This is a genomic window from Kitasatospora sp. NPDC088160 (assembly GCF_044741445.1).
Taxonomy (GTDB): Bacteria; Actinomycetota; Actinomycetes; order Streptomycetales; family Streptomycetaceae; genus Kitasatospora.
Map to the genome: position 1 here is coordinate 171,614 of NZ_JBIUSS010000004.1, position 11,444 is coordinate 183,057.

The 11,444-nt window shown below is 74.4% G+C and carries 8 protein-coding genes; 5 read left to right on the forward strand and 3 right to left on the reverse strand.

The features are described from left to right. Position 1: 1 nt before the first annotated feature. A complete protein-coding gene (locus ACIOGZ_RS07600) occupies positions 2-730 on the reverse strand; it encodes a GNAT family protein (RefSeq protein ID WP_363586328.1) in 729 nt (242 codons plus the stop codon). 645 nt (positions 731-1,375) lie between these two features. On the opposite strand from ACIOGZ_RS07600, the gene ACIOGZ_RS07605 reads away from it, so the two are divergent. The 5 genes from ACIOGZ_RS07605 (at position 1,376) to ACIOGZ_RS07625 (ending at position 8,358) form a co-directional block, all read left to right on the forward strand. Then, positions 1,376-2,320, forward strand: a complete 945-nt coding sequence (locus ACIOGZ_RS07605) for a PAC2 family protein (protein WP_363586327.1) — start codon at positions 1,376-1,378, stop codon at positions 2,318-2,320. Positions 2,321-2,527: 207 nt separating this feature from the next. Next, a complete protein-coding gene (locus tag ACIOGZ_RS07610; protein ID WP_363586326.1) occupies positions 2,528-3,493 on the forward strand; it encodes an SGNH/GDSL hydrolase family protein in 966 nt (321 codons plus the stop codon). Positions 3,494-3,668: 175 nt separating this feature from the next. Further along, a complete protein-coding gene (locus ACIOGZ_RS07615) occupies positions 3,669-4,982 on the forward strand; it encodes a deoxyguanosinetriphosphate triphosphohydrolase (RefSeq protein ID WP_363586325.1) in 1,314 nt (437 codons plus the stop codon). A 132-nt stretch (positions 4,983-5,114) separates the two neighbouring features. After that, positions 5,115-7,019 carry a DNA primase gene (dnaG, locus tag ACIOGZ_RS07620; RefSeq protein ID WP_363629250.1) on the forward strand — a complete coding sequence of 635 codons (1,905 nt, stop codon included), beginning with the start codon at positions 5,115-5,117 and terminating at the stop codon, positions 7,017-7,019. 136 nt (positions 7,020-7,155) lie between these two features. Next, positions 7,156-8,358 (forward strand): sigma-70 family RNA polymerase sigma factor, encoded by a 1,203-nt coding sequence (locus tag ACIOGZ_RS07625; protein WP_363629252.1) that lies wholly within the window; start codon positions 7,156-7,158, stop codon positions 8,356-8,358. 18 nt (positions 8,359-8,376) lie between these two features. On the opposite strand, the gene ACIOGZ_RS07630 is transcribed toward ACIOGZ_RS07625, so the two are convergent. Both ACIOGZ_RS07630 and ACIOGZ_RS07635 read right to left on the reverse strand, forming a co-directional pair. Beyond that, entirely contained in the window at positions 8,377-9,501 is a 1,125-nt protein-coding gene (locus tag ACIOGZ_RS07630) for a DUF2690 domain-containing protein (protein WP_400985170.1), read from the reverse strand. A gap of 449 nt (positions 9,502-9,950) precedes the next feature. Then, the gene (locus tag ACIOGZ_RS07635) at positions 9,951-11,354 is read right to left on the reverse strand and encodes a glutamate decarboxylase (protein WP_363586323.1); all 1,404 of its coding nucleotides are present in this window, start codon (positions 11,352-11,354) and stop codon (positions 9,951-9,953) included. Between the last annotated feature and the right edge of the window lie 90 nt (positions 11,355-11,444).

Here is an 11,444-nt window from a genome sequence, read left to right on the forward strand (position 1 = left end):
TTCAGGCCGTGATCAGGTGCCCGGGACCGCCGCCGTGTCTAAGGCACTCCTGGTTGATCGCCGGATCCGGGGCGCTGGGCGAGGTGGCGGCGGCGATCCGCAGCTCGATGATGTCCCGCACCGCGGGCCACTCGTCGTCGAGGATCGAGTAGAACGCGGTCGAGCGCACCACCCCGTCGAGCCCGCGCGAGTGGGCCCGGCGGACGCCCTCGGAGGTGGCGCCGAGCCGCTCGATGGCGGTGCGCGAGCGCTGGTTGCGGGCGTCGGCGCGCAGCGAGATCCGCTGCACCCCCCAGGTCTCGAAGGCGTGGCGCAGCATCAGCAGCTTGGCCTCGGTGTTGATGCCGGTGCCCTGGGCACGCGGCGAGAGCCAGGTGTTGCCGATCTCGGCGGCGTCCGGGACGGCCGTGGCCGGGTCGCCGAACGGCACCCCGGGCACCGGTGGCCAGACCATCGGCCCCCGCCAGTAGTCGAGTTCCAGGAATCGGGTGGAGCCGACGACCCGGCCGTCCGCCACGTTCACCGTCGCGAACGGCAGCGACCGGCCCGCGGCCTGGTCGGCGAGGGCGCGCGCGATGTAGTCGCGGGCCGCTTCGAGGCCGTGCGGGACGGGCGTGAAGGCGTAGGTCGTACGGTCCTCGGCGCCGGCCTCGGCGATGGCCGAGGCATGGTGCGCGGCGAGGGGCTCCAGCCGCACGGTGCGGCCGGTGAGGATGACAGGTACGGGCACGGAACCTTCGGTCCTTCATCGGTCGGAGGGTGCCTACCGTGCCGGGGTACGGCTCGGGAGGCAGGGACAGTCGCCCCGGCCCCGGAGAACGCCCGCCGGTACCCGCGCACGCCGGAGAGCCGGTCGGGCGGGGCGGGGGCGGCGGCCCGGAGGCGGGCAGCGCGGTGCCGGAACGGACTCGGGTCCACGGACCGGTCCGGCGGGGATGAGCGAGGGGACAGCGTGCGTCCGCGAGATGGCCGATGAGGAAACGGGAGCGCGAAGGAAACAGGCGGCCAGATGAAGGCAAGATGCGTCGTGTGGGCTGGCCGAGCACCGGTCCGGGACGTGGCCGACGGCGTTACGGGACGACGTGACGACGACGCGACGATGCGAGGCAGCGAGAGGACGATACCCGTCAGAAGGCGGTGCGTCACTTCCCGGCACGCGAATGGCGGTGCGGGCCGCTGCGACCCGCCCCCGGACGGGCCGTTGAACACCCGTGACCAGGGGCTTTCCACCCGGGTGCGATCATGGTCCGGAGCGGTCCGGAGAGGCCGCCGGACCCGCCGCCGGGCGGGTCGGGAATTCCGGCGGCGCCCGGCACGCTGGAGAGGACGAGAAGCCGGTACGTCGTGACGAGTAGAGAACGGGGTTGGGTGCGCGGTGCGTGACTTCCAGGCGCTGTACGAGCTGGATCAGCAGGGCGTGGCCGCGGTGGCCGCGGCCACCGCGGAGCTGCGCGACACCGGTGCGGGCCTCGTGCTGCTCCAGCACTTCGAGGGCTTCATGGACGCCGGCGAGGCCGGCGGCCAGGTGGTGGCCCACCTGCTGGAGACGGGCTCGCCGCAGGTGGTGGCCCGTTTCGACCACGACCGCCTGGTCGACTACCGGGCGCGCCGCCCCGCGATGGTCTTCGACCGGGACCAGTGGGCGTCCTACGAGCCGCCGGAGATCCTGCTCCAGCTCGTCCGCGACGGCGCCGGCGCGCCGTTCCTGCTGCTCACCGGCCCCGAGCCGGACGTCGAGTGGGAGCGCTTCGCCGGCGCCGTCCGCGAGCTGGTGGAGCGCTTCGAGGTCCGGCTGGCGGTGGACTTCCACGGCATCCCGATGGGCGTGCCGCACACCCGCCCGGTCGGCCTGACCCCGCACGGCAACCGGCTCGACCTGGCGGCCGGCTACCCGCAGTGGTTCGAGCAGGCGCAGGTCCCGGGCAGCGCCCAGGCGCTGCTGGAGTACCGCCTGGCCGAGGCCGGGCACGACGTGCTGGGCTTCGCCGTGCACGTCCCGCACTACGTGGCACGCTCGGAGTACCCGGCGGCCGCCGTGCTGATCCTGGAGGCGGTGCAGTCCGCCACCGGCCTGGTGTTGCCGGGCACCCGGCTGCGCGAGCGGGTCGGCGAGGTGTACGCCGACATCGAGGAGCAGCTGGCGCACGGGGACGGCGAGTTGCGCTCGGCGATCCGCGGCATGGAGGGCCAGTACGACGCGGTGGCGGGGGCGGAGGGTCGGGAGAGCCTGCTGGCCGAGCCGGTGGACCTGCCGTCGGCGGACGAGCTGGGGCGGCGCTTCGAGCAGTTCCTGGCCGAGCACGAGCGCGGCGCGGAGTAGGCCCGGCGCGGAACAGGTCCGGGCGGGGAGCGGGTCCGGCGCGGAATCGGCCCCGTAGCGGCGGGAACCGGCCGGGTCGGCGGTGGCCGGGAGCCACGGGAGTCATTCGCGGGCCCCGTTCGTTGGTGGTGGCGGCGTCGGGGGACGCGCCGCCGTACGGAGCTGCCCGTGACGCCTATCCCCCGGGGGGATGCCATGCCCACGACCATGTCCAGGACCATCCGCCCGGCCGTCGCCCTGACGGCCGGGCTCGCCGCGCTGCTGCTCGCCGGGTGCACCGCCCCGGACGGCGGGACGGAGGGCTTCGCGGGCGCGCTGCCCGCCAAGAACGCCAAGTCCACGCCGCCGCCGAACGGCCCGTACGTGGCCCTCGGCGACTCGTACACCGCCGGCCTGAAGATCGCCCCGCAGGTGGGCGAGCCGAAGGGCTGCTCCCGCTCGGGGGTCAACTACCCGTCCCTGGTGGCGAAGGGGCTCGGGCTGCCGGCCGGCCAGTTCCAGGACGTCAGTTGCAGCGGCGCCCGCACCGGGGATCTGACCGGCGCCCAGGAGACCGACCACGGCACCAACCCGCCCCAGCTGGACGCGCTGACCTCGGCCACCCGCCTGGTGACGGTCGGCATCGGCGGCAACGACGCGGGCTTCATGGAGGTCGTCAAGGAGTGCGCCAAGGAGAACCTGGTGGACGCGGTGAAGGGCATCGTCGGCGCCACCCGCGCCTCCTCGCCCTGCCGCGAGCACTACGCCTCCGGCGGGACGGACGAGGTGCAGCGCAAGGTCGACGCGGCCGGTGAGCAACTCGGCAGGATCCTGCAGGACATCAAGCACCGCTCCCCGCAGGCCCGGGTCTACGTGATCGGGTACCCGACGCTGCTCCCGGCCGACCCGGCGAGCTGCCGGCCGGTGCTGGGCAAGGCGGTCGCGGCCGGGGACCTGGGCTTCCTCTCGGAGAAGGAGCAGCAGCTCAACAGCATGCTCAAGCGGCGGGCGGCGGGCGCGGGCGCGGTGTTCGTGGACGCGGCCGCCCCCTCGGCCGGGCACGACATGTGCGCGGGCGAGGCCACCCGCTGGGTCGAACCGCCCTTCCCGGCCCCGGGCCTGGCGGCGATCCACCCCAACGCCAAGGGGCAGGAGGCGGTGGCCGCCGTCGTCCTCAAGGCCGTCCGCGGCTGAGGCCGGAGGCCGGGGCCGGACCGCAGGCGGCGCCCGGCGGGCCGGGGCGGCCATCAGCGCGTCACCGGGGCCGGGGCGGACATCAGCGCGTACCGCAGGATTCACGCTCCGGCCCACGCCCCTTCGTGCGCGGCACACCCCGGCTGTCGGGGGCGCGGCGTACCGTGAGGGGCATATGGATGACACCGCGCACCGCCTCGCCGCCGCCCCGCTCCCGTACGACCACGCCGCCGAGGCCCGCTGGGTCCCCGAACCGGACAAGCGCCCCGGCCGCACGGCGTTCCAGCGCGACCGCGCCCGGGTGCTGCACTCGGCGGCGCTGCGGCGGCTGGCCGGCACCACCCAGGTGGTCGCCCCGATGCGCAGCGACTTCCCCCGCACCCGGCTCACCCACTCCCTCGAATGCGCCCAGGTGGGGCGGGAGTTGGGCGCCGCCCTGGGCTGCGACCCGGACCTCGTGGAGGCCGGCTGCCTGGCCCACGACATCGGCCACCCGCCGTTCGGCCACACCGGCGAGGAGGCGCTCGACCAGGCCGCCGAGGCCTGCGGCGGCTTCGAGGGCAACGCGCAGTCGCTGCGCATCCTCACCCGGCTCGAACCCAAGCGCTTCGCCCCGGAGGGTGAGCACCCCGCCGCTCGGCTCGCCCCCTGGCCCGGCCGCAGCGTCGGCCTCAACCTGACCCGCGCCGCCCTCGACGCCGCCACCAAGTACCCGTGGACGCGCGGCGCCCACCCCACCGACCCGGCCTCGCCCAAGTACGGCGTCTACGCCGACGACCTGCCGGTGTTCCGCTGGCTGCGGGCCGGCTCCCCGGCCGGGCGCAAGTGCTTCGAGGCCACCGTCATGGACTGGTCCGACGACGTCGCGTACTCGACCCACGACGTCGAGGACGGCCTCCAGGCCGGCCACATCGACCCGGCCGTGCTGCGGGCGCCGAGCGAGCGGGCCGAACTCTTCAAGGTCGCCGAGCGCTACGCCCCGGACGCCGAGCCGGAGGAGCTGGCCGCCGCCCTAGACCGGCTGCTCGCCCAGGACCGGTGGCCCCAGGAGTACGACGGCACGGCCCGCGCCCGGGCCGGGCTGAAGGACCTCACCAGCCAGCTGATCGGCCGCTTCTGCCTGGCCGCCGAGCAGGCCACCCGGGCCCGCTACGGCCCCGGCCGGCTCACCCGGTACACGGCCGAGCTGGTGGTGCCGCGGGGCGTCCGGCTGGAGGTCGCGGTGCTCAAGGCGGTCGCCGTCCGCTTCGTGATGCAGCGCGACGAGCAGGCCCAGCTGCGGGCCCGCCAGCGGATCGTGATCGCCGAGCTGGCGTACGTGCTCACCCAGCGCGCCCCCGAGGGCCTGGACCCGGTGTTCGGCGCGCTCTACCGCGAGGCCGAGGACGACCGGGCCGCCCTGCGCGCGGTCATCGACCAGATCGCCACCCTCACCGACGCCTCCGCCCTCGCCCTGCACGCCAGGCTCGTCGGCGCCGCCTGGGCCTGACCGCCCGCGGCCCCGGCGCCCGGCGCCCGACCGCTCAGGCGCAACCGCCCGGCGCCCGACCGCGCGCGGTGCGACCGGTCCCGGCGCGACCGGACCGCCGGGAAACCCCGGCCACCCCAGTAGACTTCCGGGGTGGCCGGGCGGATCAGGGACGAAGACGTACAAGCGGTGCGCAGCGCACTGCCGATCGACGCCGTGGTCGGCGACTACGTTCAGCTCACCAACGGTGGCGGCGGCGAGTACAAGGGCGTCTGCCCCTTCCACGACGAGAAGTCCGCCTCGTTCTACGTGAACCCGGCCAAGGGCGTCTTCCACTGCTTCGGCTGCCAGGAGAACGGCGACACCATCGCCTTCCTGATGAAGATCGAGCACTTCACCTTCGCCGAGGCCGTCGAGCGGATGGCCGCCCAGGCCGGCATCACCCTGCGCTACGAGGAGGGCGGCTACAGCCCCCGCCACCAGCAGGGCGAGCGGACCCGCCTGGTCGAGGCGCACAAGGTGGCCGCCGCCTACTACCGGGAGCAGCTGGCCTCGGCGGAGGCGGAGATCGGCCGCCGCTTCCTGGCCGAGCGCGGCTTCGACGAGGAGGCCGCGAAGACCTTCGGCGTCGGCTACGCCCCGGTGGGCTGGGAGCACCTGGTCCGCTACCTGCGCGGCAAGGGCTTCACCGACAAGGAGATCCTGCTCGGCGGCCTGGCCTCGCAGGGCCAGCGCGGCGGCCTGATCGACCGCTTCCGGGGCCGGCTGGTCTGGCCGATCCGGGACATCGCGGGCGAGGTGGTCGGCTTCGGCGCCCGCCGCCTGCGCGAGGACGACAACGGCCCGAAGTACCTGAACACCCCCGAGACGCCGATCTACAAGAAGTCGCACGTGCTGTACGGCATCGACCTGGCGAAGAAGGAGATCGCCAAGTCGGGCCGCGCGGTCGTGGTCGAGGGCTACACCGACGTGATGGCCTGCCACCTGGCGGGGGTCACCTCGGCGGTGGCCACCTGCGGTACGGCCTTCGCCGAGGACCACATCAAGATCATCCGTCGGCTGCTGATGGACACCTCGCAGTACCGCGGCGAGACGGTCTTCACCTTCGACGGCGACGCGGCCGGTCAGAAGGCCGCCCTGCGGGCCTTCGAGGACGACCAGAAGTTCGCCGCCAAGACCTCCATCGCGGTCAGCCCGGGCGGCATGGACCCGTGCGAGCTGCGTCTGGCCCAGGGCGACGAGGCGGTCAAGCAGCTGATCGACAACCCCGTCCCGCTGTTCGAGTTCGCGCTGGTCTCGGCGGTGTCCAAGCACCGGGTGGAGACGCCGGAGGGGCGGTCGGCGGCCCTGGAGGAGGCGGCCCCGATCGTCGCCAAGATCAAGGACCGCTCGATCCAGCACGAGTACGCCGTCCGCCTGGCCGGCATGCTCGGCATCCTGGACGAGCCCTTCGTCGTCCGCCGGGTCTCCCAGCTGGCCCGCTGGGACCGCGAGCGCCAGCAGAACCCCCGGGGCGCCGACCGCGGGCGCCGCGTCGAGCCCGTGCCGGTGCGCCCGGCGCAGCCCGCCTTCCGGCTCAACCCGCGCGACCCGGCCCAGTTCGTCGAGCGGGAGCTGCTCAAGCTGGCGCTCCAGCACCCGGACCTGGTCAGCCCGGCCTTCGACCACTACGGCGAGGACGAGTTCCCCACCCTGCCGTACACCGCCGTCCGGCAGGCCATCGCCAAGGCCGGCGGCGCCGCGTACGGGGCGACGCTGCCCGACTTCACCAGCGCGGTGCGCGAGGCGGCCCCGGACGACCAGGTGCGCTCGCTGGTCACCGAGCTGACCGTCGAGCCGGTGCGCTCCCGCCGGAAGGTGGACGCGGTCTACGCCGGGGAGTTCCTGGTCAAGCTGCGCCTGCTGGCGGTGGACCGGCGGATCGCCGAGGTCCGCGGCTACCTCCAGCGGCTCGGCCACCGGGCCGACGCCGAGCAGCAGCACGCGGTGCAGACCGAGCTGTGGCAGCTCCAGCAGTACGGTCAGCAGCTCCGCAGCCAGGGCGCGGCGGGGCTGTAGGAGTGCGGCGGGGCCGTGGGAGCGGCCCAGAAAGTCGGCGCACGAGTCTCGGCCACGGAGTGTGGCGTACCGCACACTGGAGGGCGTCCCACCTCCGTTCAGCGCGGGTCCGCCAGAGTCGCGCCCGCCCCGAGGGATGCCCGTGGACCGAGGCTTCGCCGCGACCTCCAGCCCGACCGCCGCACCGACCGCCAGTCCGACCGCCGCACCGCCCGGCGCGCTGAGTGCCGCACCGCCCGGGGAACGGGAGACGGACCACGGCCGGGCCGGGGCCGCGCCCCCGGACGGCGCCCGAGGCGTGCCGGAGGGCCACCCCGAGGCCCCGGAGACGGACCCCGGCGTAGAGGGTCCGGAGCCCGACGCAGAGGGTCCGGAGCCCGACGACGGGGACGAGGAGGAGCCCCGCCCGCCGGCCGAGGGCGACGCCGGCCCGGCGCCGGACCTGCTCCGCCAGTACCTGCGCGAGATCGGCCGGGTCCGCCTGCTCACCGCCGCCGAGGAGGTGGAGCTGGCCCGCCGGGTCGAGGTCGGCCTGTTCGCCGAGGAGCGGCTGAACGGTGACCCCCCGCCGCCCGACCCGCTGGCCCGCGAACTGGACACCCTGGTGGTGCGCGGCCGGATCGCCAAACGCCGGCTGATCGAGGCGAACCTGCGGCTGGTGGTGTCCGTCGCCAAACGCTACGTCGGCCGCGGACTGACCCTGCTGGACCTGATCCAGGAGGGCAACCTGGGCCTGATCCGGGCGGTGGAGAAGTTCGACTACGCCCGCGGCTACAAGTTCTCCACGTACGCGACCTGGTGGATCCGGCAGGCGATGAGCCGGGCGCTGGCCGATCAGGCCCGGACGATCCGGGTGCCGGTGCACGTGGTCGAGCTGATCAACCGGGTGATCCGGGTGCAGCGCGCCCTGCTGCAGGAGCGCGGGCTGGAACCGACTCCGGCCGGGATCGCCGCCGCCCTGGAGCTGACCGAGGAACGGGTGCGCGAACTGCTCCGGCTGGCCCAGGAGCCGATCTCGCTGCACACCCCGGTCGGCGAGGAGGACGACGTCGCGCTCGGCGACCTGATCGAGGACGCCGACGCCGCCTCACCCGCGGAGTCCGCCACCTTCCTGCTGCTGCGCCAGCACCTGGACGCGGTCCTGGCCACCCTGGGCGAGCGGGAGCGCCAGGTCGTCCAGCTCCGCTACGGGCTGGACGACGGCCGCCCGCGCACGCTGGAGGAGATCGGCGCGGTGTTCGGCGTGACCCGGGAGCGGATCCGCCAGATCGAGTCGAAGACGCTGATCAAGCTCCGCGACCACGCCTTCGCGGCGCAGCTGCGCGGGTATCTCGACTGAGCGGCCCACCGGGATCGGCTAGGACCGGCCCGGGGAGGGCTGTGCGCCGGCGGGCTGCGCGGCGGTCGGCTCTGCGGCGGTCGGCTGTGCCGGGGACGGCGGGTCGGTGGCCGCCGCGTCCGGGCCGGTGCCCGGGGGCGGCGAGGCGGGGCCGATCGGGATCGGGGTGGAGGCCACCACGGCGGCCAGGCCGGAGACGGGCGAGGTGCAGACGTGCCCGGCCGGCTGGTACCCGCAGACCTGGAAGGTGACGGCCGGGTCGGCCGCGTCCAGCATCGACGAGTAGTTGTCGTAGCCCCAGTGGATGAGCGCCGTCTCGCTCTGGCCGGAGCCGTCGGTGATGGTCGCGTAGTCGTTCGGCTCACCCTCGGTGATCGCCGCCCAGGCCGCCTGGCAGGTCTGGCTGTACCGGAGGTAGACGACGACCTTGCCGATGACGTCGGTCTGCAGGGTCCGGGCGTCCTTGCCGCAGCCGGTGGCCTTGGGGTCCTTGTGCGCGCAGCCGACGGCCTGGCAGACGGGAGCGCCCGGGACGGGCTTGGCCGCGGTGGCGGTCGGGACGGGCTCAGCGACGGTCTGCGGCTGCTCCTGGTGCCGGGTGGCCCGCAGGCCGACCAGCACCAGCAGGGCCACCAGCAGGGCGGCGCCGGTCAGCAGCGTCGCCGGGCGCCGCCACCACGCCACGGGTGCCGGCACGGTGCCGCCGGGCTCGCCGGGTGCGGCGGTCAGGTCGAGCACGTCGGTCACGTCGGAGGCGGCAGGTGCGTCGGAGGTGGCGGGCACGCCGGTCCGGTCCGTCGGGGGCTGTGCCGCCGGGGCCTGCTCGGGGGCCGCCTGCGCGGCGGGTTCCTCCGGGGCGGCGGGCTCGCCGTCCTCCTCGGGCCCCGCCACGGCCCGCTCCCACAGCGCCCGCAGGGCCGGCCCGTCGCAGTCCACCGCCCCGGTCAGCGCCTCCAGCGCCTGCCCGGTGATGACCCGCTTGCCGTTCAGCCAGCGCTCCCAGGAGGCCCGGCTGTAGTGCGTCCGGGCGGCCAGCTCGGACAGCGAGAGTCCGGCGGCGTCCTTGATGGCCCGGAGCTCCTCGGCCAGGAGCCGGGCGGGTCCGGACAGCTCTTCGGGCAGGTTCTTCCAGGCGGAACCCATGGGGCCTTCCAACGGTGCGAGACGGGAACGGGGGACGGGGAGAGCGGAACGGGCTCCGGCCGGGGCCGTCCGGGTGTCTCCGCTTCTCCAAACCCATCGGTCCGGCGTCCCAAACCCCAGGTCATGGCGCTGAGACGGACGGAAGTGTCTCACAACCCCAGGGAACGCTCGCATGTGCACGTGTCCGTCGTGCACAGTTCTCTGGTCGGCGCGGTTCGTCGCCCGACGGCGTCGTTCGGACGCGGACCGGTCACCGGTCCCCGCTCCGGCAGCACGTCCCGATTCCCCCACCGGCCGGGGCAGCCTCGCGGGGGGAGGCTGCCCCGGTTCGTCCGGGACGCACGGTGGGGAGGGCGCTTCGCCGCGCCCTTCCCACCGTGATCACGCCCCACCGCGCCCTTCCCACCGTGATCACGCCCCACCGCGTTCACGCCCCGGCGGACACACGCCTAGTGGTGGAAGCCCGACCGGGCCGGCACCCCGAGCTCCTTGAGCGGGCCGGGCTGGCGCCGCAGCTCCGGCAGCAGCCGGGAGAGGTCGGCCAGCAGCAGGTCGGCGAGGTCCAGCGAGAAGCCGTTGCGGCAGACCACCCGGAGCACCGACAGGTCCGTCCGGTTCGCGGGGAAGGTGTACGCGGGCACCTGCCAGCCGCGCTCGCGCAGCCGCCGCGAGACGTCGAACACGTCGAACGGCTCGTCGTCGGCGGTGGTGAGGGCGAAGACCGGCAACTGGTCGCCGCGGGTCAGCAGCCGGAAGCCGCCCAACTGCCCGATCGCTTCGGACAGGTGGATGGCGACCTCGCGGCAGGCGCCCTGGACGGCCCGGAAGCCGTCCCGGCCGAGCCGCAGGAAGACGTAGTACTGCGCGACGACCTCGGCGCCGGGGCGGGAGAAGTTGAGCGCGAAGGTCGGCATCTCGCCGCCGAGGTAGTTGACCCGGAAGACCAGTTCCTCCGGCAGCGCCTCCTGGTCGCGCCACAGGGCCCAGCCGACGCCGGGGTAGACCAGGCCGTACTTGTGCCCGGAGCTGTTGATCGAGGCGACCCGGGGGAGCCGGAAGTCCCAGACCACCTGGGGGTCGAGGAAGGGCGCCACCATGCCGCCGGAGGCGCCGTCCACGTGCACCGGGACGTCGAGGCCGGTGCGTTGCTGGAGGTCGTCCAGGGCCGCGCAGATCTCCGCGATCGGCTCGTAGGAGCCGTCGAAGGTGGAACCGAGGATGCCGACCACGCCGATGGTGTCCTCGTCGCACAGCGCGACCGCGTGCTCGGCGTCGAGGTGGAAGCGCTCGCCCTCCATGGGCGCGGTGCGGGCCTCGACCTCCCAGAAGGTGCAGAACTTCTCCCAGCACACCTGCACGTTGACGCCCATCACCAGGTTGGGTCGGGCCCCGGCCGCGTAGCGCTCGGCGTTGCGGCGCATCCAGCGGCGCTTGAGCGCCATGCCGGCCAGCATGCAGGCCTCGCTGGAGCCGGTGGTGGAGCAGCCGACCGCGGCGTCCGGGTCGGGGGCGTGCCAGAGGTCGGCGAGGATCGCCACGCAGCGCCGCTCCAGTTCGGCGGTCTGCGGGTACTCGTCCTTGTCGATCATGTTCTTGTCCAGGCACTCGGTCATCAGCCGGGTGGCCTGCGTCTCCATCGAGGTGGTGACGAAGGTCGCCAGGTTGAGCCGGGCGTTGCCGTCCAGCATCAGCTCGTCGTGGATCAGCTGGTACGCGGTGTCGGCTGCGATGGGCCCCTCGCCGAGCCGGTGCAGCGGCGGTGCCAGCTTCATCGAGCCCAGCGGGTCGGCGGCGCCCACGAGCGGACCGATGCTCAGCCGGCGGTCGTTGCCGGCCCCCTTGTGCAGCGCCATGGAGTCCTGCCGCCCTTCGAGCCGGTGGCCGTGTCCCGTCCCACGCTGCCACCGGCCGCCGGGTGACGCATCTTCACCGGCCGGGGCCGG

Bases quoted from the DNA above. Each gene is read 5' to 3' on its own strand.
- ACIOGZ_RS07625 (WP_363629252.1), top strand. From the start codon at position 7,156: ATGCCCGTGGACCGAGGCTTCGCCGCGACCTCCAGCCCGACCGCCGCA.
- ACIOGZ_RS07630 (WP_400985170.1), bottom strand. From the start codon at position 9,501: ATGGGTTCCGCCTGGAAGAACCTGCCCGAAGAGCTGTCCGGACCCGCC.
- ACIOGZ_RS07615 (WP_363586325.1), top strand. From the start codon at position 3,669: ATGGATGACACCGCGCACCGCCTCGCCGCCGCCCCGCTCCCGTACGAC.
- ACIOGZ_RS07635 (WP_363586323.1), bottom strand. From the start codon at position 11,354: ATGGCGCTGCACAAGGGGGCCGGCAACGACCGCCGGCTGAGCATCGGT.
- ACIOGZ_RS07610 (WP_363586326.1), top strand. From the start codon at position 2,528: ATGTCCAGGACCATCCGCCCGGCCGTCGCCCTGACGGCCGGGCTCGCC.